General features: G+C 44.1%; 21 protein-coding genes and 1 riboswitch. Of the genes, 14 read left to right on the top strand and 7 right to left on the bottom strand.

The features are described 5' to 3' along the window. Nucleotides 1–4: 4 nt before the first annotated feature. Together odhB and ACFP56_RS03685 are read left to right on the top strand one after the other, a co-directional pair. Nucleotides 5–1,273 (top strand): 2-oxoglutarate dehydrogenase complex dihydrolipoyllysine-residue succinyltransferase, encoded by a 1,269-nt coding sequence (gene odhB / locus ACFP56_RS03690; RefSeq protein ID WP_379231238.1) that lies wholly within the window; start codon nucleotides 5–7, stop codon nucleotides 1,271–1,273. Nucleotides 1,274–1,379: 106 nt separating this feature from the next. Further along, nucleotides 1,380–2,933, top strand: coding sequence for an ATP-binding protein (locus ACFP56_RS03685; RefSeq protein WP_379231236.1), 1,554 nt, complete (start codon nucleotides 1,380–1,382; stop codon nucleotides 2,931–2,933). 136 nt (nucleotides 2,934–3,069) lie between these two features. Here ACFP56_RS03685 and ACFP56_RS03680 read toward each other — a convergent pair whose 3' ends face one another. Then, nucleotides 3,070–3,918 carry a helix-turn-helix transcriptional regulator gene (locus ACFP56_RS03680; RefSeq protein WP_379231234.1) on the bottom strand — a complete coding sequence of 283 codons (849 nt, stop codon included), beginning with the start codon at nucleotides 3,916–3,918 and terminating at the stop codon, nucleotides 3,070–3,072. A 159-nt stretch (nucleotides 3,919–4,077) separates the two neighbouring features. Between ACFP56_RS03680 and ACFP56_RS03675 the strand changes: the two genes are divergently transcribed. The 3 genes from ACFP56_RS03675 (at nucleotide 4,078) to uxaC (ending at nucleotide 7,826) form a co-directional block, all read left to right on the top strand. Then, the gene (locus ACFP56_RS03675; protein ID WP_379231232.1) at nucleotides 4,078–5,208 is read left to right on the top strand and encodes a Gfo/Idh/MocA family protein; all 1,131 of its coding nucleotides are present in this window, start codon (nucleotides 4,078–4,080) and stop codon (nucleotides 5,206–5,208) included. After that, nucleotides 5,208–6,308 (top strand): Gfo/Idh/MocA family protein, encoded by a 1,101-nt coding sequence (locus ACFP56_RS03670; protein WP_379231230.1) that lies wholly within the window; start codon nucleotides 5,208–5,210, stop codon nucleotides 6,306–6,308. The genes ACFP56_RS03675 and ACFP56_RS03670 overlap by 1 nt, the downstream gene beginning before the upstream one ends. Before the next feature lie 111 nt (nucleotides 6,309–6,419). Then, entirely contained in the window at nucleotides 6,420–7,826 is a 1,407-nt protein-coding gene (gene uxaC, locus ACFP56_RS03665) for a glucuronate isomerase (RefSeq protein ID WP_379231228.1), read from the top strand. 95 nt (nucleotides 7,827–7,921) lie between these two features. Here the strand turns inward: uxaC and ACFP56_RS03660 are convergent, their stop codons facing one another. Further along, nucleotides 7,922–8,146, bottom strand: coding sequence for a hypothetical protein (locus ACFP56_RS03660; protein ID WP_379231226.1), 225 nt, complete (start codon nucleotides 8,144–8,146; stop codon nucleotides 7,922–7,924). A 145-nt stretch (nucleotides 8,147–8,291) separates the two neighbouring features. Continuing rightward, nucleotides 8,292–9,200: a LysR family transcriptional regulator gene (locus ACFP56_RS03655; protein ID WP_379231224.1), complete on the bottom strand. Its 909-nt coding sequence runs from the start codon at nucleotides 9,198–9,200 to the stop codon at nucleotides 8,292–8,294. Between the two features lie 132 nt (nucleotides 9,201–9,332). Here ACFP56_RS03655 and ACFP56_RS03650 point away from each other — a divergent pair, with 132 nt between their 5' ends. Beyond that, the gene (locus tag ACFP56_RS03650; protein WP_379231222.1) at nucleotides 9,333–10,400 is read left to right on the top strand and encodes a branched-chain amino acid aminotransferase; all 1,068 of its coding nucleotides are present in this window, start codon (nucleotides 9,333–9,335) and stop codon (nucleotides 10,398–10,400) included. 77 nt (nucleotides 10,401–10,477) lie between these two features. Here ACFP56_RS03650 and ACFP56_RS03645 read toward each other — a convergent pair whose 3' ends face one another. Continuing rightward, nucleotides 10,478–10,912, bottom strand: a complete 435-nt coding sequence (locus ACFP56_RS03645; protein WP_379231220.1) for a hypothetical protein — start codon at nucleotides 10,910–10,912, stop codon at nucleotides 10,478–10,480. Between the two features lie 3 nt (nucleotides 10,913–10,915). Further along, a riboswitch (cyclic di-AMP (ydaO/yuaA leader) is annotated at nucleotides 10,916–11,062 on the bottom strand. Nucleotides 11,063–11,229: 167 nt separating this feature from the next. On the opposite strand from ACFP56_RS03645, the gene ACFP56_RS03640 reads away from it, so the two are divergent. Further along, nucleotides 11,230–12,189, top strand: coding sequence for an aldolase catalytic domain-containing protein (locus tag ACFP56_RS03640; protein WP_379231218.1), 960 nt, complete (start codon nucleotides 11,230–11,232; stop codon nucleotides 12,187–12,189). A gap of 57 nt (nucleotides 12,190–12,246) precedes the next feature. Here the strand turns inward: ACFP56_RS03640 and ACFP56_RS03635 are convergent, their stop codons facing one another. Next, the gene (locus tag ACFP56_RS03635) at nucleotides 12,247–12,483 is read right to left on the bottom strand and encodes a ferredoxin (protein WP_379231216.1); all 237 of its coding nucleotides are present in this window, start codon (nucleotides 12,481–12,483) and stop codon (nucleotides 12,247–12,249) included. A gap of 314 nt (nucleotides 12,484–12,797) precedes the next feature. Continuing rightward, nucleotides 12,798–14,399 (bottom strand): bifunctional metallophosphatase/5'-nucleotidase, encoded by a 1,602-nt coding sequence (locus tag ACFP56_RS03630; protein ID WP_379231213.1) that lies wholly within the window; start codon nucleotides 14,397–14,399, stop codon nucleotides 12,798–12,800. A gap of 189 nt (nucleotides 14,400–14,588) precedes the next feature. On the opposite strand from ACFP56_RS03630, the gene ACFP56_RS03625 reads away from it, so the two are divergent. The 4 genes from ACFP56_RS03625 (at nucleotide 14,589) to phnE (ACFP56_RS03610) (ending at nucleotide 18,210) form a co-directional block, all read left to right on the top strand. Then, nucleotides 14,589–15,692, top strand: a complete 1,104-nt coding sequence (locus tag ACFP56_RS03625; RefSeq protein ID WP_379231211.1) for a phosphate/phosphite/phosphonate ABC transporter substrate-binding protein — start codon at nucleotides 14,589–14,591, stop codon at nucleotides 15,690–15,692. 109 nt (nucleotides 15,693–15,801) lie between these two features. After that, complete coding sequence (phnC, locus tag ACFP56_RS03620) at nucleotides 15,802–16,584, top strand: phosphonate ABC transporter ATP-binding protein (protein WP_379231208.1); 783 nt, start codon at nucleotides 15,802–15,804, stop codon at nucleotides 16,582–16,584. Next, on the top strand, nucleotides 16,574–17,389 hold the full coding sequence (phnE, locus tag ACFP56_RS03615; RefSeq protein ID WP_379231206.1) for a phosphonate ABC transporter, permease protein PhnE: 816 nt from the start codon (nucleotides 16,574–16,576) through the stop codon (nucleotides 17,387–17,389). Before phnC ends, phnE (ACFP56_RS03615) begins: the two co-directional genes overlap by 11 nt. Before the next feature lie 14 nt (nucleotides 17,390–17,403). Beyond that, nucleotides 17,404–18,210 (top strand): phosphonate ABC transporter, permease protein PhnE, encoded by an 807-nt coding sequence (gene phnE / locus ACFP56_RS03610; RefSeq protein ID WP_379231204.1) that lies wholly within the window; start codon nucleotides 17,404–17,406, stop codon nucleotides 18,208–18,210. 78 nt (nucleotides 18,211–18,288) lie between these two features. Here the strand turns inward: phnE (ACFP56_RS03610) and ACFP56_RS03605 are convergent, their stop codons facing one another. Beyond that, complete coding sequence (locus ACFP56_RS03605) at nucleotides 18,289–19,659, bottom strand: Glu/Leu/Phe/Val family dehydrogenase (protein WP_379231202.1); 1,371 nt, start codon at nucleotides 19,657–19,659, stop codon at nucleotides 18,289–18,291. Between the two features lie 171 nt (nucleotides 19,660–19,830). Here ACFP56_RS03605 and ACFP56_RS03600 point away from each other — a divergent pair, with 171 nt between their 5' ends. From ACFP56_RS03600 to pheT, 3 genes are all read left to right on the top strand, one after another. After that, nucleotides 19,831–20,994 carry a copper resistance D family protein gene (locus ACFP56_RS03600; RefSeq protein ID WP_379231200.1) on the top strand — a complete coding sequence of 388 codons (1,164 nt, stop codon included), beginning with the start codon at nucleotides 19,831–19,833 and terminating at the stop codon, nucleotides 20,992–20,994. A gap of 359 nt (nucleotides 20,995–21,353) precedes the next feature. After that, complete coding sequence (gene pheS / locus ACFP56_RS03595; protein WP_379231198.1) at nucleotides 21,354–22,388, top strand: phenylalanine--tRNA ligase subunit alpha; 1,035 nt, start codon at nucleotides 21,354–21,356, stop codon at nucleotides 22,386–22,388. Between the two features lie 37 nt (nucleotides 22,389–22,425). Further along, a complete protein-coding gene (gene pheT, locus ACFP56_RS03590; protein WP_379231195.1) occupies nucleotides 22,426–24,867 on the top strand; it encodes a phenylalanine--tRNA ligase subunit beta in 2,442 nt (813 codons plus the stop codon). The last annotated feature ends 96 nt before the right edge of the window (nucleotides 24,868–24,963 follow it).

Genomic DNA, 24,963 nt, shown 5'->3' with positions numbered 1-24,963 from the left:
ACACATGGCAGATATTATTGTACCAGAGTTGGGAGAATCCATTTCCGAAGGAACGATTACGAAGTGGTTTGTTAAAGTTGGAGATACCGTAAATCAGGGAGATGTTTTGCTAGAGCTGGAAACAGATAAAGTAAACATCGAAATTAGTGCCGAAAGCAGCGGTGTTGTTGGCTCCATTCATAAACAAGATGGTGATGTAGTTCTAGTTGGAGAAGCAATCGGTTCAATCGGAGAAGGCTCCGGTGCTCCAGCTGCAGCACCTGCAGAGGCACAACCAACTGCAGAGGCAGCACCTTCGCCAGCACCTGCAGCTGAGCCAGCTGCGGCGGCAGTAGCAGTTGCAGCACCAGCTGCACAAGCTGGAGGCTCTTCAGCAGCGGTTACAGCGTCTCCAGCGGCACGCAAGCTTGCACGTGAGCAAGGCATTGATCTTAATCAGGTTCAGAATACAGATGCGATTGGTCGTATCTATCCAGACAATGTTCGTACACATAATCAAGCGCCAGCAGCTGCGCCAAGCGCTGCTGCCTCAAAGCCGGCTGCGGCGTCAGCTGCGGTATCCGCTGAAGGCAAGCAAGTAGAGCGCAAGCGCATGTCTCGTCGCAGAGCTACCATTGCGAAGCGTCTTGTTGAAGCCCAACATACAGCTGCTATGCTTACAACGTTCAATGAAGTTGACATGACGGCGATTCTTGACCTGCGCAAGCGCCGCAAAGAATCCTTCTTTGAAAAGAATGAAGTGAATCTTGGCTTTATGTCCTTCTTCACAAAAGCGGTAGTAGGTGCACTTAAGCAATTCCCATTGCTTAATGCAGAAATTGATGGTGAAGATATCGTTGTGAAAAAGTTCTACGATATCGGTATTGCGGTTGCAGCTAAGGAAGGATTAGTCGTTCCGGTTGTTCGTGATGCGGACCGTCTTGGCTTTGCTGAAATTGAAAGAAACATTAGCGAGCTTGCGAAAAAAGCACGTGCCAATACATTGACGTTGGATGAGCTGCAAGGCGGAAGCTTCACCATTACAAACGGTGGCGTATTCGGTTCCTTGCTATCTACTCCAATCTTGAATACACCGCAAGTCGGCATTCTCGGCATGCATAAAATCCAAATACGTCCAGTGGCAATCGACGAAGAGCGCATGGAAAATCGCCCAATGATGTACATCGCTTTGTCTTATGATCATCGTATTGTCGATGGCAGCGAAGCAGTTCGATTCCTCGTAACGGTTAAGGAGCTGCTTGAAGATCCAGAGCAGCTGCTGCTTCAAGGCTAATACTCATTTTCTATTAAAAAACCTCTTGATTTTTCCAAAATCAAGAGGTTTTTTGTGGTTAATAGCAAATATATATAGTGTGATAGGTTTGAAGGAGGTTTAAATTATGGAATTCTCGAATCATGCGGTAAATGCGAATAGAAATGCTTCTATGAAGCAGGCAGCAGGTCGCCAGTATCCATACTCCTACAATCAATCGAGCAGCTATATGAAATTTGAAGCATTAATTAAGGAACAATCAAATTTTTATTCTGTTTTGATGGATCATGTAGTTGCAGGTGTGTTTGTTATTTATGACAATACTTTTATTTACGTCAATTCTTATTTCGCTCAGCTACTCGGTTACGGCGTCGATGAAATAGTCGGTCAGCAGGTAGATCGCTTTATTGAAGAGGAGGATTGGCTCCTTCCCCAATCATTCGATAACATACTGGACAGTGAGATAACGAAGCGCCAAATTTTTAGATGGAACGGGAAACATAAAAATTCATCTATCGTATATTTTGAGGGCAAGAGCACATCCATCAAGCATGATGGTGTCATATACTTCCTATCAACGGTACAGGATGTGACGATCAAATACGAAAAAGAGCGCGAGCTTATTCGTAACGCAAAAATGTATCAGCGTATGCTGATGACTATACCTGAACCTATCTATATTACGGTGGACTACGCCATCATATTTGCGAATCGACACGGACTGGACTTGCTTGGCAAGCGTCATATTAGCGGCTTGTCCGAGCAGTCGTTTTTGGAGTATTTCGATATTAAGGATCGGGAAGACGTTATTCACGATTTTCAAAACGCATTGCTGCTTGAGGAGGCTACGCCATTTCGTCAGCAGCAGATGAAAATCAATGATCGAATTATCGAAGTTGAGCATTCAAGCGTTAAAATTGAAAACTACATTGGCCGCACCGCTATCCTAACCGTACTGCGTGATTTGACTGAGCGAAGACAGGATGAAGAGCGGCTTGTTCGCTCTGAGAAGTTGTCGGTAATCGGGCAGCTGGCAGCAGGAGTTGCTCATGAAATTCGTAATCCATTAACGGCGCTTAAAGGCTTCACCCAACTGCTGCGAAACAAGTATGCTGAGCACAGCTATTATTTTGATATTATGGGAACAGAAATTGATCGCATAAATTTGATCGTAAATGAGTTCATGACACTGGCTAAGCCGCACTATAATTCCTTTCAATTTAATGATATTGTTCATATTGTTCAAAGCGTGCTGTCTATACTTGAAACACAAGCTGCTCTGTATGGTGTTGAACTCGATTTTCAAGCACAAGAAAATTTGCCTAATTTATACTGCAATGAAAATCAGCTAAAGCAGGTTTTTATCAATGTGATAAAAAACGCAATTGAAGCGATGCAGGACGGAGGACGTGTGGAGATTACTATACGTTACGAGCCTGCCGAGCAAATCCTGCATGTAAAAATACAGGATCATGGCATGGGAATGCCAGAGGATGTGCAGAAACGGATCGGAGAGCCGTTCTTGACGACAAAGGAAAAAGGAACTGGACTTGGTCTGATGGTAAGCTCCCGCATCATTGAGGAGCATAAGGGTACGATGCTTATTACAAGCAGATCTGGAGAAGGCACATTAATCGATATCCAGCTGCCGCTTCAGATGGAGTATATGAACAATAACTAAGCGCTTTGCTTGTGCAATAAATTGAACAAGCTGGCAAGTAAGCTCAGTACGGCTTAGGTCGGAGAAAAGAACAGGAGTACTCAGAGAGTCAATCGTTGACTACTGGGCACTCCTGTTTTTATTGTCGATTTTCGGCCTAGAAGTTTGTGACCTGATTCTGTTTGCGGTACTGCTCGGCTGTTACACCTGTCGTTTGCTTAAAAGCTCGAGAAAAGTGAGCTAAGTGCTTAAACCCAACCTCCAAGCTGATGTCGGTTATTTTCGCCTGACTATCTACGAGCAGCAGCTTGGCCGCGTATATTCTTCGTTCTAGCAAATATTGAAAAATCGTAGTGCCTGTAACTTCCTTAAACGTTTTGCTCAAGTAATATTTATTGAGATGAAGCGCCTGCTGCAGATGGTCAAGCGACATATCCTGTGCATAATGCTGCTCGATGTACGTAATGACGTCTTGCGCATGCGTTTCCTTTGTTGAGGTATGAACGAGTCGTTCATTATCCATGGGCTGCTGGCATTGCTCATTAATAAACAACATGAATTCAACGAAAACGATATGACTTTTTTGATAGGAGTAAGAATCGTCTACTTGCTTTTCTAACTGAGTAAGCTTGTCCAGCAGCGATTCGCATTCCACCCTAGCCTCATCGGATAACGATAGATAGATATTTTTCAGCTGAGTAAATGGCGCCAGCAGGTTGCTTGTATAGCTGGGCTGCATATGCTTTTCGAAATACAGTGGATCAAAATGAATAATTGTTCGTTTATAAACATCCTGCTTTTCAAGCAGCGCTTTATGCAGCGTCATCCCATGCATAAGGATTAGATCGCCAGGTGTCAGCTTGTATATTCGATCATTTATAAGATAGCTGACTTGACCTTCATGGAAGTAGTAAATTTCATATTGATAATGAGTATGATAGACGAGCTTCTTCGGAATGTCTGTTAAGCAATTTACCGTAAAAGGCTTGGCTTGAATGACCTTCAAGCGATTCACTCCTTCCACATAGTCGATGCCCTAAGTATACACCAATCTCGGTTAAATGGATCTGGAAATGTGATAAATTGCAGCAAAGTTTCAACAAAATGAAAGTGCTATCATTAAAGTGTTATTGAATGAGGAACGAATAATAGCTGGAGGTTGAAGATGAAAAACGTACGCGTTGGCATAATCGGCTTGGGAAATATGGGAAAAGGGCACTTGTCTTATATTTTAGAAGGAAAAGTAAGTGGACTTGAGCTTGTGGCAGTAGCCGATGTAACAGACGCTGCCAAGCAATGGGCAAAGGAGCATTTGCCGCAGGAGGTAGCATTCTTTGAACAGCCACAGCAACTTATAGAATCGCCTACAGTCGATGGCGTTATTGTCTGCACACCACATTATTCTCACCCAGAGCTGGCGATTGAATGCTTCAAGCATAACAAGCATGTTTTGCTGGAAAAGCCTGCTGGCGTTTATACGAAGCAGGTTAGAGAGATGAATGAGGCAGCAGCCGGCAGCGGCGTTGTGTTCAGTATGATGTACAACCAGCGAATGAACCCTTTGTATCAAAAGCTCAAAAATCTAGTAGATAGCGGTGAGCTTGGAGATATTCGCCGTACCAACTGGATTATTACTGATTGGTATCGCTCTCAGCATTATTATGACAGCGGCTCATGGCGAGCCACTTGGGAAGGAGAAGGCGGCGGAGTGCTGCTGAATCAGTCACCTCATCAGCTTGACTTGTGGCAGTGGACAGTTAGCTTAATGCCAAAGCGTCTTCGTGCGTTTTGCTATTTTGGCAAGGCACGCAATATTGAAGTGGAAAATGATGTGACAGCATTTGTAGAATATGAAAATGGCGGAACAGGAGTCTTTATTACGACAACGATTGAGGCACCTGGTACGAATCGTTTTGAAGTAGTTGGAACACGTGGGAAAATTGTTATAGAAAACGACAAGCTCGTATTCAGCAGACTGCGAGAATCAGAAACAGAATATAATGAGCGCACGACAGAAAGCTTTGGCAAACCGGAATGCTGGACAATTGATGTGCCAATCCAAGGCGAAAATACAGGTCATCGCGGGATTACGCAAAACTGGATTGATGCGATTTTGCATGATACACCGCTCATCGCTCCAGGAGAAGAGGGGATTAATGGATTGATGCTATCCAATGCGATGCTGCTGTCTACATGGAACGACGATTGGGTAGAGCTTCCAATTGATGAGGATCAATTTCTTGAGCAGCTTCAGCAGCGTATTGAAGAATCACGCAAAGTGAGAGGTGAGCAATGATGAGTTCTGTCAATATGAAGGATGGCATGAATTATGCGCCGATTAGTCAATCTAAGCCAGTTGTGAAGCCAGGAGAATATTGCTTCGCAGCAGCTTGCTTGGATCACGGTCATATCTATGGAATGTGCAATGGCTTAATTGAAGCGGGTGCAACCTTGAAATGGGTGTATGACCCTAGTCCGGAGAAAGTAGCTGCATTCATTTCCAGATATCCTCAAGCTAAGGCAGCTCGAGATTTGCAAGAAATTCTGGATGATCCAGCTATCCAGCTAGTGGCAGCAGCTGCTATTCCGAATGAAAGAGCATCCTTAGGAATCCAGGTTATGAAAGCGGGCAAGCATTATTTTACAGATAAAGGTCCTTTCACGACATTGGAGCAGCTGGAGCAGGTGAAGCAGGTCTATGCAGAGACAAAGAAGAAGTATGCAGTCTATTATAGCGAGCGTCTTCACGTGGAAAGCGCGGTATATGCGGATCAGTTGATTAAGCAAGGAGCAATCGGGAAAGTTGTACAGATGATCGGGTTTGGTCCGCATCGTCTTAACGCGCCATCTCGCCCGGACTGGTTTTTCAAGAAGGAGCAGTATGGGGGCATTCTTGCAGATATCGCATCGCATCAGATTGAACAATTTCTCTATTTCTCGGGAAATAATGATGCGAAAATCATTAGCAGCACGGTAGGTAATTTCAACAATAAGCAATACCCGGAGCTGGAGGACTTTGGCGATGCTCATTTGATCGGAGAGAATGGTGCGGTTGGCTACGTGCGCGTTGACTGGTTAACGCCAGATGGATTGCGTACTTGGGGAGACGGCCGAACGGTGCTTTTAGGGACAGAAGGCTATATTGAGCTTCGCAAATACGTTAATATCGGCGCAGGTGATGGCGGAGACCATGTATTTCTTGTAAATCAGCAAGGGGAGAAATATATCAAAGTTTCGGGCTTAACAGGCTATCCGTATTTCGGGCAGCTAATACTTGATACTTTGCAAGAAACAGAGTACGCTATGACTCAAGAGCATGTGTTCAAGACCGCAGAGTTGACGCTTCTTGCACAAAATCAGGCATTACGTATCGAGCATAAGGCTCCGCTTATATAATTAAAGAACTCATCCTGTTGTACACTGAAAAGATTAGGCTTGAAGACATCGCTTGATTACAGATCATATAGAGGGTCGGCAAGGCATACAGATTGAAGGAGTGTAGGAACATTGAAGCCATTTTTAGATGAACATTTTTTACTGCAAAATGATGTAGCACAAACGTTGTATCATAACTATGCAAAATCAATACCAATCATTGACTATCATTGTCACTTAAGTCCGAAAGAAATTTATGAAAATGCCAGCTTTTCCAATCTAACTGAAGCATGGCTTGCTGGCGATCATTACAAATGGCGTGCCATGCGCGCGAATGGCGCAGTAGAGGAGCTTGTAACAGGAGGCGAAGGCGTTTCCGATTATGATCGCTTTGCAGCGTATGCTGCAGCACTTCCTCAAGCCATCGGCAACCCATTATATCATTGGTCGCATCTTGAGCTTCAGCGTTACTTCGGAGTGGATGACGTGATTAATGCGTCCAATGCACCGCACATATGGGAAAAGGTGAATGCCAAGCTTGCAACGGGGAAGTATCAGGTTCGCGATCTGATCCATATGTCGAATGTAAGCGTCATCTGTACTACGGACGATCCAATTGATTCGTTGGAATACCACAAAAAGATTAAAGAGCTTGAGCATTTCGATGTTCAAGTATTACCGTCCTTCCGACCTGACAAGGCGCTTGAAATCAATAAAGAGGGGTTTAGCGAATGGATTTCAGCCTTAGGTGAGGTTGTTGGAAGAGAAGTACACACTTACGATGTCTTGCTTGGTGCGCTTAGCGAACGCATTGACTACTTCCATGAAGTAGGCTGCAAAGTTTCTGACCACGGCATGGACTATGTGCCATATTGTGAAGCGACAAAGGAAGAGGCTGCACAAATTTTCTTACGCAAGCTTAACGGAGAGGCAATCAGCTTGAAGGAAGAGCAGCAATACAAAACGGTTACGTTTTTACATATGGCAAAGCAATATGCAAAGCTTGGTTGGGCGATGCAGCTGCATATGAATCCTACACGTAACAACAACACCCGCATGTATAAGCTGCTTGGTGCTGATCGAGGCTTTGATGCGATTAACGACGCGCCTGTTGCTGCTCCACTTAAAGGGTTGCTCGATGCGTTAGAGCAAGAGGATTTACTGCCTAAAACGATCGTGTATTCTCTTAACGCCAATGATAATGAAATTCTTGCTGCTCTTATCGGATGCTTCCAGGGCGGCGGCGTAGCTGGCAAGATGCAGCTTGGCTCGGCGTGGTGGTTCAACGATACGAAAAAAGGAATGATAGCTCAGCTGGAAAGCTTGGCTAGCTTCGGCTTGCTCGGACAATTTGTCGGTATGCTGACAGATTCCCGCAGCTTTTTGAGCTTTACGCGTCATGAATATTTCCGCAGAATTTTGTGCAATGTGATCGGTACCTGGGTTGAGCAAGGCGAGCTTCCTTATGACGAGGAGGAGTTAGGTAAGCTGGTACAAAATATTAGCTATTATAACGCTAAACGCTATTTTAATTTCTAAGCGATAGACTATAGACAATAAAGAAAGAAGGGCGTGTTCAGAATGTCGGAGAGCTGACTTCTGTTCACGCCTCTTCTTTTATGTAGGCTATTCAACTATGATGTTGCAGTAGGAAGAACATAGTTCAGCATTTGCGAGGCAATAATATTGCAAGCGAGACAGAGCAGATCACTATGGAACAATATTCGTCCAAGCATAAAGAAAGCTGTGCCTCCAACGATTTCAATCAAAAAGTAACGTTTAATCGAGCTCAATGTAAATACGAATACTTGAAATTCAGAAGTAGGCAAGCTGGTCAAGCTCGATGACAAGCCAATCACACATGACTCCTCCTAACATAATGTTCATACCTTCTAAGTGTATGATGAACAGGACGTCCAACATGTCAGCTACTTCGTGCATTGGATGTTAATATTCTGTCTCTTCAAGTGCTCACGCAGTCAGATGATTTCATAGCCAAGGGACTTAACGCTCAATTGCATAGACATCCTTGACGGTCTCAATAAAAAACTGAGCGCGCTTGGGGACATAATGGTCCTTAAGCCACACAATCCCGATATCGGACTGCAGCGCGTCATGAGATAGAGGAATCATTTTGACACGCGGGTCCATAAAGGAGCTCATGACAGAGCGGGGAAGCAGTGCAATGCCAAGTCCATCAGCAATCAACGCAATGGTAATCGCGACAGACGAGCATTCACAGACAATATTAGGCTTTACGCCATAACGATGACACGCTTCAATCAGCTGCTCATGCATATGTGTCGTTTGATCTGTTTTTAATGTAAGCAGCGGGTAGTCCGCTAGCTCCTCCAGCTGAAAGCTGGACTTCAGCTCGAACTGCTTCCAGCTTGTCGGTACAATGACGACAAATGGATCAGAGGGCAGCGGCATAATAACGAGATGTTTAGGGTCCATCAGCGCTTCAAAAGGCAAGCGTGCAAAAACCAGATCAATCGCATGTTTTTCGAGCTGCTCACCAAGATAATAATGGTCGCCCTCTAATATTTTGTAGCTAACTTGAGGATATTTTTTCCGATATTGTTCGATCGGCAGCGGCAATAAAGAGCTGCAGGAAAATACAGCACCGATAGACAGTACGCCGCGCACGCCCTGCTCAAGCTCTTTCATTTCTTCAATCGTTTCGTTAAACTGCGAATATAACGATTCTGCACGGTGCTTCAGATGCATTCCCGCATCAGTTAGCTTAAGTCCTTTTCCATGACGATCGAATAGCTTGACGCCAAGCTCGTCTTCCATTTGTTTGAGTTGACGGCTAAGAGGAGGCTGCTCCATATTCAATAGCTTCGCTGCACGGGTAATTTGACCTTCACGGGCAATCGTTAAAAAGTACTTTAATTGACGCATATCCATGTTAACGCTTCCCTTCAATACTTCCATACCTAAAAGGTATAACAAAAAAATCTAATAGATATTATAAATATACGTTAAAGCATGGTATCATTCAAATAACAATATCAATCGTTAAGAGGAGAGTACTTGATTATGGCACTGGAAATTACAATCGAGCGTTCGGCTCAATTGAAGCAAAAGCCTGATGAAAACAAGCTTGGCTTTGGACAATATTACACCGATCATATGTTTATTCTTGAATATACAGAAGGCAAGGGCTGGCATTCAGGACGTGTTGTACCTTATCAAAATATTTCACTGGACCCTGCCGCAAAAGTATTCCATTATGGACAGACTGTGTTTGAAGGCATGAAGGCATACCGTACAGAAGATGGCATTAAGCTTTTCCGTCCGAAGAAAAACTTTGAGCGTCTAAACAAATCAAATGCTCGTCTTAGCATTCCTCACTTGGATGAAGAGCTTGCTTATGAAGGCTTAATCAAACTTCTGGATGTGGATCGTGAATGGGTTCCATCTGCTGAAGGCACAAGCCTATATATTCGCCCATTTATTATTGCGACTGAACCAGCACTCGGCGTTAACCCATCGTTAAACTACTTGTTTATGATTATTATGTCACCTGTAGGTGCTTACTACGCTGAAGGTGTTAACCCGGTTAAAATCCATGTTGAGTCGCACTTTGTTCGTGCAGTAGCAGGCGGTGTAGGAGAGGCTAAAACAGCTGGCAATTATGCTGCTGGACTAAATGCGCAAGAGGAAGCAAAGGATCGTGGCTACTCGCAGGTGCTATGGCTGGATGGTGTTCATCGCAAGTACATTGAAGAAGTTGGAAGCATGAATGTATTTTTCAAAATTAACGGCGTGGTTGTTACACCGCAGCTTAACGGAAGCATTCTCAATGGGATTACACGTAACTCTGTAATTACGCTTCTTAAGCATTGGGATGTGCCGGTGGAGGAGCGTCGAATTTCAATCGATGAATTAATTGAAGCCCATCGTAATGGTCAGCTAGAGGAAGCATTCGGTACAGGTACAGCGGCTGTTATTTCTCCAATTGGCGAGCTTAGCTACAACGATGAGAAGTATGTCATTAATGAGGGTAAGACAGGCGAGCTGTCGTCGAAAATTTACGATACAATTACGGGCATTCAAAAAGGAACGGTCGAAGACCCATTCGGCTGGCTCGTATCTTTAGACTAGTATAGCAATCTAATAAAAACCCCTTACAGGCTTCGTGAACGACACACGGCAGCTTTTTGTAAGGGGTTTTCGTTTTTTTAGTACAAAGATAAATAGGATATGGCACGTCTTCGAAGTATTAATTCTTCATCGGCCTCCGCTTGTTGATGACCATCAGGCAAAAAGTTCAGCTGATGCAAAGCATTGGTAAACAAATAGATTGCTCTTTGGTCATAGGTAACAGATTGCTGCAGCGTAATAGAAATATGCTCGGTTAGAGTTGAGATTGTGGTAGGACCAATAAAAGGGGTAAGTTGATGCTCCCAATCCTGGAGATCAAAGGAGATATCAGAATCGTCGATAAAGATCTCACTCCAGCCATAACCGCGATTGCTTGATATTCGCAAGCATACGCGATAGCCATTCGCATCTACTGCAAGTGCCGGGATTACAAATACTTCGATACGTTGGATCTGAAGCATATCCGCTTCAGAATGCACATTTTGAAAATCATTCGATGGACAAATAGACATTGCACATCTCTCCTTTCACGCTGACGAGGTTAGCTGTCGGGTTCGGGCTAGAGAGTAGGCCCTACCTTCTGCCGAGCGGCATCTGGATTCACCCCTTAAGACGTTTGGTTCCCCCGCTTTTTCAATCGAAAAATTAAGCGAAATATACCTTTATTTTAAAGGTTTTGATCCAGTTTGTAAATGAAACCGTTTCTCTAATAAGATATACATATCAGGTGCAATCATGTGCACAATTATTTTTATTTTGCGTTATTTTTCAATTTCAAGTATGATGATAGAAAACAGAACTGACGTTCAGAGTAAAAGGAGTAACAGATATGCAGTCCAAAACGACACATTGTAAGATTGTTGATTGTACGATTCGTGATGGTGGTCTTGTTAATAATTGGGATTTCAGCGTTGAATTCGTTCAACATTTGTATAATAGCTTGAATGAAGCTGGCGTGGACTATATGGAAATTGGCTATAAAAATTCTCCTAAGCTTCTGAAGGGAGCAGATTCTGCAGGTCCGTGGCGTTTTCTAGATGATGATTTTCTACGTAAAGTCATTCCTAACAAAGGACAAACGAAGCTGTCAGCGCTTGTAGATATTGGTCGCGTAGATGAAAATGATATTTTACCACGTAGCGAAAGCATGATTGACCTAATTCGTGTAGCTTGCTACATTCAAGATGTAGACAAAGCGCTTGAGTTGGTGCAAATTTTCCATGATCGCGGCTATGAAACAACGATCAACATTATGGCGCTTTCCAACGTGCTGGAAAACCAGCTAGTTGAGGCGTTTAACCTGATTAATGAGAGCGTTGTTGATTTTGTATATATCGTAGATTCCTACGGCAGCTTGAAGCCAACGGATATGAGCTATCTTGTTGATAAGTTCCAGGAGCATTTGCCGAATAAGCGTTTAGGTGTACATGCCCATAACAATCTACAGCTCGCGTTCGCCAATACATTGCTAGCTGCTGGAAAAGGCGTAGAATTGCTTGATTCCTCTGTTTACGGCATGGGACGTGCTGCGGGCAACTGCAATACGGAGCTGCTTGTAACAGAGCTGCAAAACACGAAATACAACGTACGCCCTGTACTTGATATGATTGAAAAACATATGATTCCATTGCGTGATAAAGTGGAGTGGGGTTATATCATTCCATACATGATTACTGGCATTCTGGATGAGCATCCACGCTCAGCGATGGCTTTGCGCAGCTCCGATCAGAAGGATCAATTTGTTGATTTTTACGACCAGCTGACAACGCCTGAAATGGCCAGCAAATAACGTAAACGTATAAGCAGAACTACATGCTTACAAGTAAAAGCCCCTCATTTTGAGGGGCTATTTATTAAAGGGATGATTTGCAACCTTAACTGCAAGAGTAGGACAGCCATCATAGGCATCTTGCAAATCTTCATAAAGATAGCTTGGAATTTCCATAATCCCACGGTTTGAATCCCCATTGAAGATCACTTCAGCGTAACCATTATCATCTGCACCGTATATAGCAGGTGCTGCGGCATAACAGCCAGCGCATGCGATGCAAATATCTCTATCAATCCATGTATATTTACTCATATGATATTGCCTCCCCCTAAAATGGACACTAACCCTTTTTCTACTATCTCAAAATTAGAAGAGGGATTCATTTGCAAAATCGAACAATTCCTTCCTCATTTCTCCAAATTATATGGCATGATCTAGGTAATTACAACTAGAAAAAGGCCTTGACCAGAAAAAGACGAAGGTACAAAGGTCCAATAAAAGCCCCCGGTTATTATGGGACGGTTAGTTTCGGGAACTGGCTGTGCGGCAACTTGTTGTTCAACGTACGTATGCTAAGCAATTGATTAGTCAGATGTGAAGATCGCTCATTGGCTAGCAGCTCCCGTCTATATAATTCCGGTCTGATTGCTATTAACGATATGCCAGTTATGATTGACAGAGGCTCGTATATGACGTCTTTCTCGTATATAGTCAGCTATAAGCTCTACCATATCAATGGCAATATCCTTGACAACAGGCTTGCCTTGAAACATGTCGAATTCGCCGCCGCCGCTAGCGCGGTAGTTGTTCATGACCACTTCATACAGCTGCTCCTTTACTAATGGTTGATCGTTCTGCTTAAGTGTAATAACGCGTTGCCCAATAGGTTTCGAGATATCCAACGTGTAGGATATACCTTCCCACATATCGTAATTGTAATGCTGTGGCTTTGGTTGAAGGTAGGCATCATGAACGATTATATTACCTGTTTCGTTAATATCAAAATATTGTGCGGATTTCTCCAAAGCGGATCGAATATCAGCTCCTGAAATTCGCAGCACCTTTAAAGTGTTTGGATATTTGTAATTTGAAACGATATCACGCATCGTGATTTGCGTGTCAAAGCCTTGAGATTCGTTATCAAATAAAGCTGTACAGGAAATAGAAGCGCCAGAGATATCCATCTGTAGACGATTGATGAATTCTATGAATGGATGCTCACGTAATCGTACCTGTTCAGGCGTTGTTATACGCATATCGCCTTCTACGAAGCCAATCGGTTGATCGAGCCATGCTTGGGTTAAGGCTTCAACAGGGGCTACAAGCTGTTCAAAACGTTCATCTGGATCGAAATGTGCGGCTTCAATCAGCTCAGACTGACGCTCTGTTAATAGCCAGCCAGCCTCATTTTTTTCAAGCTGCAGCGTAACCTTTCCCAAATACCTGCCTTCACTAGCAGGCTGAACAATACATACTCCGTTGATTTTTGCGCCACAGATGGCCCGATGCTGATGACCAGTAAGCAATACATCGATTCCTTGCACCTGTTCACACAGGGCATATCCAACGTTTTCTCCCGTCAAAGCTTCCGTAGGCTTACCCGTTTCAATATCGCGCTCAAAGCCTCCGTGGTAGGCAACAATCACAATATCAACTTGCTCCACTTGCTTCATATGCTTAACCCACCGCTTTGCGGCTTGGATAGGATTATCGAAACGCAATCCTGCAATATGATCCGGCTGCTCCCAATTTGGAATATGGGAGGTAGTTAAGCCTAAAATACCGATGCGCACACCATTATCTAAAATTCGCACGATATAGGGCTTATCAAACAAAGGCTCCTCTGTTGCATAATCTATTATATTGGCACTCAGCCAAGGGAATGAGGAGGCTTTGGCTGCCTGCTGCAAATAGGAAAGCCCATAGTTGAACTCGTGGTTGCCAGGTACGGCAGCATCATAATTCAGTTCATTCATACAGGCAATGACAGGGTTCTCTAACTGAGAGCTTATTTTGGCATGATAGTAGGTAAGTGGTGTCCCTTGCAAGCAATCGCCATTATCGATAAGAAGCGTATTGGGCTGAGTTTGCCTTATTTCTCTTATAAGATTGGCAATTCGCGCCAACCCATAGCTGACCTCACGATGGTCTGCATAGCTTCGAGTCAACATAAAGCCGTGCAGATCACTTGTTTCTAAAATAACAATCTCGCAGGTATCATTCTGCATCGAGCATCTTCCTCAGTTATATTTTTTAACACCCACATTCTATCATATTCGGATAGCGAAACTACCAAAATAATATCTAATTTACAATATATTAACTTTATTTTGATATATAGTTAATTAATGACCCTTACACTGCTAGAGTGCAAGAAAACATAACATAGAAGATATGAATAGGTGGAGGGGTTTTTAATGAAAAAGAGATTTACACTATTATTGGCATCGGTGCTTACAGTAGGCTTACTAGCAGGCTGTGGCGCAAACAACACGCAAAATCAAAATACGAACACTACGAATAATGCAGCTACTCAACAGCCATCTACATCACCAGAAAGTACACCAGAAGAGACGAAGAAAGTGATCGATACTTTAAAAGTGAGCTTTGTACCTTCTAAGGATCCGGATGAAATTATTACGACGACAGAGCCACTGAAAAATCTATTAATCGAACAGCTTGGAGAGCAAGGCTATGAAGTTGGCAATGTGCAAATTGATGTTGGGACAACGTATGAAGCAGTAGGTGAGGCTCTTAGTGCGGGCACGACAGATATCGGGTTGATTCCTGGTGGAACATACGTGTTGTATGACGATGGTGCAGAGGTCATTCTAACTTCTACACGTAAAGCATTGTCCAACGACTCTGTTGACCCGAAAGAGTGGAACGAAAATAAGCCAACAGTTGGCCTAGACGATCAGCAGGCTACGTATTACCGTTCGATCTTCATAGCTGGTCCTTCTGAGAAAGGTCAAGAGCTGGCTGCGAAAGTAAACAATGGCGAAGAGCTGACGTGGGAAGACCTGAATAGTGCAAACTGGTCCGTGATGTCGACTTCTTCTTCTGCTGGATATATCTATCCTACGTTATGGCTGCAAGAAAACTACGGAAAAAAAATTACGGATCTAGCTCAAGTTACTCCAGCTGATTCATACGGTACATCATTCGGTCGTCTAGCAACAGGAATGTCTGATATTATTGTTGCCTTTGCAGATGCTCGTCGTGATAACGAAGAAAAGTGGACAACTGAATTTGGTCGCACAGCTTCGATCTGGGATGAAACGAATGTTATTGGTGTAACGGCTCCAATTTACAACGATACGGTAAGTGTAAGCAAAAACTCTCCAATTATGGATGATGAGCTGAAAAAAGCTATTCAAGAGGCATTCATCGCGATTGCTCAAACAGAAGAAGGCAAAAAAGTTATTGCAATTTATTCTCATGAAGGCTACCAAATCGCACAATCCTCTGACTACGATAATGAGCGTAAAGCCCAAGAGTTTATCCGTAGCATGAAATAATTAGCGTTCGCTAACATATCAAGCATGAATCATTAATGAGAACATCATCATTTCATGATGTTCTCATTTTATTACTCAAACTATATAGCTAAAGGAATGAAGGTTCCAAATGATTGAATTTATCGATGTTGAGAAGAAGTACAACAATGGTACAACAGCGCTATCCAATGTTAATCTGCAAATTAAACAGGGTGAATTTGTCGCGGTAATAGGGCTGTCCGGAGCAGGGAAATCAACCCTTATACGCTGTATCAACCGTATACATGATATTACAAAAGGTAAAATTATGGTCGACAATGTGGATGTGTCCAAGCTTAGAGGGAGACATATTCGAAAGTTTCGAAGAAGAATAGGGATGATCTTTCAATCCTTTAATCTAGTAACTCGCACAACAGTTATTAATAATGTCCTCGTTTCTTTTGTACCGGAGCTGCCAATGTGGCGCAAGGTGACGGGGATTTTTACGAAGCAGCACAGAACAAAGGCGTTGGAAGCGCTTGATAAGGTAGGGATTTTGGACAAGGCGTTCGTTCGAGTAGATCAGCTGTCTGGAGGACAGCAGCAGCGTGTTGCACTGGCCCGTACGCTTGCACAACAACCAGATATTATATTGGCTGATGAGCCTATCGCTTCCCTTGATCCCGTTACATCGAGAATTGTTATGGACGACTTCAAAAGAATTAATCAGGAAATGAATATATCCGTCATTATGAATATTCATCATGTTGAGATCGCGCTTGAATATGCAGATCGAGTGATTGGAATACGTAAGGGTGAGGTCGTATTTGACGGAAAAGCATCAAAGGTTACGCAGGCTATTTTACAGGAAATTTACGGTGGCAAATGGGAGTCGGATCAAGCGACGGAGGAGTTGACTGCTCATGTTCAATAAAATTTTTCCGCCTAAAAAAATAACACTTTCCAATGGCAAGGTCGTACATCAACAGCGTTCTCAAGTGCCGTTAATTATTTTGTTTTTAGTTGTATGCACCGTATTGTCTGCACAATTTACAGGCTTTAGCTTTGAAGTGTTATTTAGAAGAATCCATCAATTTTTCGTCATTATCCGGCAAATGATTCCGCCTGATTGGAGCTCTTTCCCAAGTGTTTGGAATCCGCTGATGGACACGATCAAAATGTCATTGCTCGGGTCGATGCTAGGGGCTTTTATTGCCTTACCTGTAGCGGTAGCAGCATCGTCTAATGTAACAACGTCTAAAGTTATTATTGTGTTTTTCAAAACGCTGCTTAGTTTAATGCGTACACTTCCAACACTAGTAAGTGCGTTAATCGCAACCTTTATTTTCGGTCTCGGGTTACTGGCAGGTACGGTAGCCATTATGTTATTTACAATTTCTTATGTCGGAAAGCTGCTTTATGAGCAAATTGAAAGTGTCGATATGGGAGCGTTCGAAGCGATGCAATCAATCGGGATGACAAGAGTTCAAGCCTTTCGCTATGCCATTTTGCCACAGGTGCTCCCGAGCTATATCTCTACATCGCTATACTGCTTTGAAGGAAATGTAAGGTATGCAGCTATACTTGGGCTTGTAGGCGCAGGGGGAATTGGACTGCTTATCAATGAGGGACTTGGCTGGCGAGATTATCCGGCTGTCGGCTTAATTATATTAGTGCTGATCATTACCGTATATGTCATTGAACGTGTCAGCGAGTATTTCCGAAAAAAGCTTATTTAAGGAGACTTTAAGCAATGAACCACATTGAAAAGCAATTGTCAGCAGCCCCTCGAAATCATTTGTATATTGGAATGATCGCGAGTATTTTAGCTGCTTTATTTATATGGTCGTTAACTGCAATAAATTTTAACAATATTGGGCAAGGCGGCCTCGTCATTGCCAAAAACATCATGTATGGGCTCACCCATCCGAACACTGATTTACTTTTTAATTTCACAAAAAATAGTGTACCTTATCTATTGCTTGAAACGGTAGCCATAGCATTTCTAGGTACTATTGTCGGTGCAGTTTTGGCTGTTCCGCTTGCTTTTTTGGCAGCGTCTAACATAGTGCCTAAACCCGTTTCCTGGGTTACAAGGCTGTTGCTGATTACGATACGAACCGTACCAGCGCTTGTATATGGTCTAATGTTTATCCGTGTGACAGGAACAGGAGCCTTTGCCGGTGTCCTAACCGTTGGGTTAACATCTATCGGAATGCTGGCCAAGCTATATGTAGATACGATTGAAGAGCTTGATACGCGTGTTCTGGAATCGATGTCATCTGTGGGCTGTTCCACCTTTGAAAAAATTCGATTTGGTATTATTCCTCAGCTCATGCCAATTTTTCTATCGGTCATCATTTATCGTTTTGATATGAATATGCGAGAGGCCTCGATACTAGGGCTTGTCGGTGCAGGTGGAATAGGCGCGCCGCTTATTTTTGCAATGAGGAGCTATAAGTGGGATCAAGTTGGCTCTATTTTGATTGGTTTAGTCATTCTCATTTTAATAATCGAGTTTATTTCCAATAAGCTGCGGTCCAATTTGGTTAGAGGCTAATTTGTTTGCTAGTCTGCTGCCTATTATATACATGTAAAGTGAAACAGGAGGAGATGCAATGGCACCTCCTCCTGTTCATTAATACAGCTTTCCTTGGCGATATAGAATGTTGCTTAATCTAGTAACCGCATGATTGTAGCAGCATTGACGCAGCTGCTGAGGTGTTCGGAAGTAATATGGAAGCACTTGATCCAGTGTCGTTTTCATTTTATCATAGAGCAGCTCGTAGACCTGCTCCTCGCTGAAAAACCGCGTATCCTTGCCCTGCAGCCATTCAAAATAAGAAACGATTACGCCTCCAGCATTAGCCAGGATGTCCGGAATGACGATTGCTTGACGCTGTGCAAGCACCTCATCTGCTTCACCCGTAATGGGCGCGTTGGCGCCTTCGACGATTACGTTCGCTTTCACGTTATGGATATTGTCCACACGCAGCTGCTCCTCTAATGCAGCCAAAAACAGTACATCTACGTCGCTATATAATACTGCCTCGCGATCCAGCACCTCTGCCTTCACATCAGCAAGTTGGAGCTGTTCCTCATTCGCAGGCAATTCCCCTTGATGAAGCTGACAATAATTAATCAGCTTATCGATCGGCAAGCCTTGCTCCTGATATAAGGTGACATTGCGATCACTAACAGCTACTACACGATGCTTGCCCTCACGAAACGCTTCAGCCGCAATAACAGACCCGACATTGCCGAAGCCCTGTATTGCCAGTGACAAGGGCTTGTTCATATATTTTTTCGCAGTTTCGACATAAGGATTTTGATGCAAATCAAGCAATGACAAATGTTCATTCACATAATCTAATACATATCTAAAGGAGAAATAAACGCCTTTTCCTGTTGCTTCTCTTCTACCAAGAGAGCCGCCGCATGAAATGCTTTTGCCAGTGAAAGAGCCAAGATAAGGCTTGCCTGGATGAATGCTTTTGTATTCTGCTGTCATCCAGTCCATTTCTCGTTCGCCTGTTCCCATATCGGGAGCAGGGATATCCTTGTCAGGACCTAAAATATCTGAGAAATACTGCACGTATTTTTTGCAAATCATGTACAATTCGCGCTCCGAAAATTGACGCGGACTAATGCTGACACCGCCTTTTCCGCCACCAAATGGAACGTCATGCAGCGCGTTTTTTAATGTCATTAGCGCGGCCAAATTCGTAACCTCATCCTCATTTACCGTTTCATGAAAACGAATCCCGCCCTTGTAAGGACCCAGTGCATCATTATGCTGGATGCGATAAGCAGGTATTCGTACAACAACGCCGCTGTCTAACGTGATGCGCAGAAAAGCTTTATGCATTTTGTTAGGAGTAGAAAGAATCGCTCCTAATGATTGAAACGCCTGCTCTCGTTTTGTACCATCAAGTTGTGGTAAGATAGTATTGTTTTCCAATAGCATACGCAATGATTGCTCTACAATTGCACTTGTTTGTCTGCCCAACGTATTCAGCTCCTTTTGTTCTTATGTCACATCTTTCCTTTAGCATATACGACAAAGCAGGAAAGATACACAGCTGCACAAAATGGATAGCGTCAAGTGCAGCATTAGTAATATCATACAATATTTCATGTCTATGTTGCGAAGCGAATTATAATTAAAGGGAGTGTCGAAGTGGACATCATCATGTACATATCCAATTTGTTGGTCTACTTGCTGCTAATTTTGTTTTCTGGTCTGGTTCTTGTTGACAGCTTTATTTCTACCGCAGTTAATGAGAAGCAGAGAGCATGGCATACTCGCCTGCTAAACAATATGAATAAAGGATTGGTGCTCGCAGTATTGTTAGCATTATTCTTACAGCTCATACAGTGGGTCGAGCAATTTGGCGGCAACCAGCTTACCGTTTTGCTGCTTGAAGGCGCAACAGGACGAGTGTGGCTCGCACTTATGGTCATAAGCACGATCAGTTTGTTTGTTGTTAAGAAATATATCCAAGCTCGTCTATTAGCTGCGCTGCTCCTGCTTTTGGTTGAAAGCATGAATGGTCATCCTGCAACAAGCAGCTTTTTAGTGCTCGTCGATTTTGTGCATCTCGCTTCTATTTCGATATGGGTTGGCGGCATTGTTTATTTCATCCTTCAGATTAAAGAAGGAAAAGATGCGGTGATTGCGTTTATTCAGCCATTTACGAAGCTGTTATGGCTGACGATAGCGCTTGCCAGCGTAAGTGGTGTCGTGCTGACGGTATTTATTTTGCCAGATGCAAGCTACCTGTTCTATACAAGCTGGGGGCAGTTATTGTTGATAAAGGTGGCAGCAGTATTGCTTGCCCTATGGTTTGGCTACAAGGCAAAAACCTATGTCGTTGCTAACGAGAACGTGTCAAGACCACGGGCACTGCTCTATGAGTTTGCTACAATGGCTGTCGTGATCGCGCTTGCAGCAATAATAAGCTCGATTAGCCCAATGCCAAGCTTTGATCGTGCGATTAATGTACATCAAATGGGGGATGAACTACATTACACGGTGAAGCTGTCACCCAATGCGCCTGGTCCCAATTCGTTAAGCGTGACATTATGGTCGCTTAAGGAGGAGGGCGAAATTGCGAATGTGCAGCTGTCAATCGTAGCGAAGGATAAGCCGCGAACCTCTGAGCGACTATTTGAGCTGGATTCGATCGAGTTAGAGGATCATATCGAATTTCCCGGCTTTAACGAAAGCAGATTTGTTTTGGAGAACATGAGGCTGCCTTATCCGACGAAATGGCAGGCAGAGGTTGTCATCAGCTTCGTAAGCGGACAGCAGCGACAGTTTAGTTTTGAATTTGAAAATTAATTCAAATATTCGATAGTTGCATGACCATCTGCTTTTGCATATAATATTATTCATACTTACCTATATTGTGAACGCGTTGAAAGAGATAAGTACGCAACTGCAACCTATACAGGAACGCACAGCCATAGATTGAGAGCTGTACGATAGTCATTGCCTGCGGAAATTCACTCTGGAGCATGTGCTTGAACCTTCTATTGCTGTAGAAGTATTAGAGCGACACGTCCCCCTACGATACAGGGAGCTAAGAGATGACTCAAAAACAGGTCATCTGAATTAGGGTGGTACCACGGTTCTTCCGTCCCTTCGGGGAGGAGGAGCCTTTTTTTGTATACTGGTATAGCATAATGGAGGGAATCGCGATGAAGGAAAAATTAGAAGCTTTACGAATCGAAGCGCTTGCTGCGTTGGAGCAGATCGACCAAGCAAGCTCGCTTCAAGAGCTGCGCGTCAAATATTTAGGTAAAAAAGGTGCGCTGACGGAAGTGCTGCGCGGCATGGGAGGTTTAAGTGCTGAGGAGCGTCCTGTCATTGGTCAGGTAGCCAACGATGTGCGTGCTGCGATTGAAGAGGTAATTGAACGCAAACAGAACGAAATTCAGCAAGCGGAAACCAATCGCAGGCTGCGTGAAGAAACAATCGACGTCACGCTGCCAGGCCGTCAGCTTCCTGCTGGCGCTGTTCATCCATTGAACAAAGTAGCGCAGGAGATTGAGGATATTTTTGTTGGCCTGGGCTATTCCATTGCCGAAGGTCCAGAGGTAGAAACAGACTACTACAACTTCGAGGCTCTGAACCTGCCGAAGGATCATCCTGCCCGCGATATGCAGGATACGTTTTACATTACTGAGGAAATTTTGATGCGTACGCAAACGTCTCCTGTACAGGTACGTACGATGCAGGCGCATCGAGGTGAAACGCCAATCCGCGTCATTTGCCCAGGCAAGGTGTATCGCCGTGATGATGATGATGCAACGCATTCCTTCCAATTCAATCAGGTTGAAGGATTGGTAGTCGGGAAAAACATTCGTATGAGTGATTTGAAAGGTACACTGCTTCAGTTTGCACAGCAAATGTTCGGTGAGCATACGCAAATTCGCCTTCGTCCAAGCTTTTTCCCATTTACGGAGCCTAGCGCTGAGGTTGATGTAACTTGTGCGCAATGCGGCGGTTCTGGCTGTCGGATGTGCAAAGGGACAGGCTGGCTGGAGATTTTAGGTTGCGGCATGGTGCATCCGCGCGTGCTGGAGATGGGAGGCTATGACCCAGAGGAAGTAACAGGCTTTGCTTTTGGTATGGGGATCGAGCGTATTGCATTGCTGAAATACGGCATTGACGATATCCGTCACTTCTATACAAATGACACGAGATTCTTATCTCAATTTGCACGAATGTGAGTACCATACCAACGCGATGAAGAAGGGAAGATAATGAATGAAAGTCTCATATAAATGGTTGGAGCAATACGTTGATCTATCAGGCGTAACAGCCTCTGAGCTAGCTGAAAAAATGACGCGTGGCGGTATTGAAATTGATATCGTGGAAAGCAGAAACAGCGGAGTATCTGGAGTTGTTGTAGGTTATGTGAAAGAAAAGCAGAAGCATCCAGATGCCGATAAGCTTAATGTATGTAAAGTTGATGTAGGCAGCGGTGAGGAGCTGCAAATCGTTTGCGGCGCTCCTAATGTCGATGCTGGGCAGCATGTGCCAGTCGCAGTTATTGGAGCCAAGCTTCCGGGCGATTTCAAAATTAAGCGCGCGAAGCTACGTGGTGTGGAATCACAAGGCATGATCTGCTCGGCGAAGGAGCTAGGCTTAAATGACAAGCTATTGCCGAAGGAGCAGCAGGAGGGGATTCTTGTATTGCCTTCAACATTAGCACTAGGTACGCCGATTGAACAGGTGCTAGAGCTGGATGATGAGGTGCTTGAGCTAGATCTTACGCCGAATCGCTCTGATGCGCTAAGCATGCTGGGGGTTGCTTATGAAGCAGCAGCATTGCTTGGACGCGAAGTGAAGCTGCCTCAAGTTGTTATTGTGGATACAACTGCTCAAGCAAGTGAGCATGTTTCGGTAACGATTGAGAATAAAGAGCTATGCAGCCACTATTCTGCTCGTTATATTCAAGGCGTGAAGGTAGCAACGTCACCGCTATGGCTGCAAAACAAGCTGATAGCTGCAGGCATTCGCCCAATTAACAATATTGTAGACGTTACGAATTTTGTAATGCTTGAATACGGACAGCCGCTTCATGCCTTTGACGCCGATAAAATTCCTGGTGGACGCATTATCGTGCGTTCTGCTGCTCAAGGGGAGCTTCTGGTCACACTTGATGATCAGGAAAGAAAGCTTGAGCCGCATATGCTTGTCATTGCAGATGAAACCTCGCCAATTGCGCTTGCCGGCGTTATGGGCGGTGCAAGCACGGAGGTAACAACTGAAACCGTGAATATCATATTAGAGTCTGCCCGTTTTGCTGGCAGCACGGTTCGCAAAACATCACGTGATCTAGGGCTTCGTTCAGAATCAAGCCTTCGTTTTGAGAAAGAGGTAGATCCAGCGCGTGTTATCCCTGCGTTAAACCGAGCTGCGGCACTAATCGCTGAGCTTGGAGAGGGCTTGGTGCTTGAAGGAATCGTCGAAGAAGTTGTGAGCGACATTCAACCGAAGAAAATTGAGGTATCTCTGGAGAAAATCAATCGCGTACTTGGAACTTCTTTATCAGGCTTAGAGGTAAAAGCGATTCTGGCACGCCTCGGCTTTGCCTATGAGAGCAACGATAATGAGCAATACGTCGTGGAAGCGCCGACTCGTCGTGGCGATATGACACTAGCAGTCGATGTGATTGAGGAAATTGCCCGAATCTATGGTTATGACAACATTCCGACTACTCCGATTCACGGTGAGGTTATCCCAGGTGCATTAACGAAGCCGCAAAGCATTCGCAGAGAGCTTCGCAAGCGCTTGTCAGATTCCGGCATGCTTGAAGTGATCAGCTATTCCTTCACAAGTCCGAAGCATACGACACTGTTTCCTGATTTGACGCCAAATGAGAATGCAGTGAAGCTGCTCATGCCAATGAGTGAGGAGCGCAGTGTGCTGCGTACGAATTTGATTGCTCAGCTTATTGATATTGCAACGTATAACCGCAACCGCAAAAATGAATCATTAGCATTGTTCGAGCTAGGATCTGTTTTCCACACGGATGAAAACGAGTTGACTAAGCTGCCGGATGAAAAGCATCGTTTTGCTGCATTGTTAACTGGCAATCGCACACATGCTGGCTGGAACAGCCAAGCTGTTGCTTACGATTTCTATGATGCCAAAGGTGTTGTAGAGACTATTGCGGAGGCACTGGGCATTAGCGAGCTCATTAGCTATGAAGCAGCTCAACCTGAGCAATTCCATCCGGGTCGTACTGCTGCAATAGTATTACTGGCAAATGATGAGAAGCAAGTAATCGGTTATATCGGCCAGCTGCATCCAGAGCTTCAGCGCGAAGCTGATTTGGATGATACCTATGTTGTTGAGCTGGAGCTTGCTCCATTGTATGAACAGGCGAGCAGCGATATTGTGTATAAGGCTCTTCCTCGTTATCCTGCGATTACGCGCGATATAGCTGTAGTCGTTGAAGCTGGGGTACAAGTAGGAAGCTTGATTTCGACTATTAAACAAACAGCTGGTGAGCTTCTCGAGTCTGTTCAGGTGTTTGATATTTACACAGGCGAGCGCCTGGGAGCAGGCAAGAAGAGTGTTGCAATCTCTCTTGTTTATCGCCACAAGGAGCGCACGCTGACAGATGAAGAAGTAACTGAGCTGCATGAGTCCGTTGTTCAATTATTAGAACAATCTTTTGCTGCAGAATTGCGCAAATAGGCAGGAAACTATAGAAGCCGCATCGAATAAGTTCCAAGTGAGCTTAAGATGCGGCTTTTTGCTGTGGATACAGCCTAGCTACGGACAAGATGGAAT

The sequence above is a fragment of the Paenibacillus septentrionalis genome (assembly GCF_042659865.1).
GTDB lineage: Bacteria > Bacillota > Bacilli > Paenibacillales > Paenibacillaceae > Pristimantibacillus > Pristimantibacillus septentrionalis.
The sequence above is the reverse complement of the archived record's forward strand: the minus strand, read 5'-3'. Positions and strand labels throughout refer to the sequence as shown.

Bases quoted from the DNA above. Each gene is read 5' to 3' on its own strand.
- pheT (WP_379231195.1), top strand. From the start codon at position 22,426: ATGAAAGTCTCATATAAATGGTTGGAGCAATACGTTGATCTATCAGGC.
- ACFP56_RS03635 (WP_379231216.1), bottom strand. From the start codon at position 12,483: ATGAGTAAATATACATGGATTGATAGAGATATTTGCATCGCATGCGCT.
- ACFP56_RS03655 (WP_379231224.1), bottom strand. From the start codon at position 9,200: ATGGATATGCGTCAATTAAAGTACTTTTTAACGATTGCCCGTGAAGGT.
- ACFP56_RS03670 (WP_379231230.1), top strand. From the start codon at position 5,208: ATGAGTTCTGTCAATATGAAGGATGGCATGAATTATGCGCCGATTAGT.
- phnC (WP_379231208.1), top strand. From the start codon at position 15,802: ATGATTGAATTTATCGATGTTGAGAAGAAGTACAACAATGGTACAACA.
- ACFP56_RS03645 (WP_379231220.1), bottom strand. From the start codon at position 10,912: ATGTCTATTTGTCCATCGAATGATTTTCAAAATGTGCATTCTGAAGCG.
- ACFP56_RS03685 (WP_379231236.1), top strand. From the start codon at position 1,380: ATGGAATTCTCGAATCATGCGGTAAATGCGAATAGAAATGCTTCTATG.
- ACFP56_RS03625 (WP_379231211.1), top strand. From the start codon at position 14,589: ATGAAAAAGAGATTTACACTATTATTGGCATCGGTGCTTACAGTAGGC.
- ACFP56_RS03630 (WP_379231213.1), bottom strand. From the start codon at position 14,399: ATGCAGAATGATACCTGCGAGATTGTTATTTTAGAAACAAGTGATCTG.
- ACFP56_RS03650 (WP_379231222.1), top strand. From the start codon at position 9,333: ATGGCACTGGAAATTACAATCGAGCGTTCGGCTCAATTGAAGCAAAAG.
- ACFP56_RS03640 (WP_379231218.1), top strand. From the start codon at position 11,230: ATGCAGTCCAAAACGACACATTGTAAGATTGTTGATTGTACGATTCGT.
- phnE (WP_379231204.1), top strand. From the start codon at position 17,404: ATGAACCACATTGAAAAGCAATTGTCAGCAGCCCCTCGAAATCATTTG.
- pheS (WP_379231198.1), top strand. From the start codon at position 21,354: ATGAAGGAAAAATTAGAAGCTTTACGAATCGAAGCGCTTGCTGCGTTG.
- ACFP56_RS03675 (WP_379231232.1), top strand. From the start codon at position 4,078: ATGAAAAACGTACGCGTTGGCATAATCGGCTTGGGAAATATGGGAAAA.
- odhB (WP_379231238.1), top strand. From the start codon at position 5: ATGGCAGATATTATTGTACCAGAGTTGGGAGAATCCATTTCCGAAGGA.
- phnE (WP_379231206.1), top strand. From the start codon at position 16,574: ATGTTCAATAAAATTTTTCCGCCTAAAAAAATAACACTTTCCAATGGC.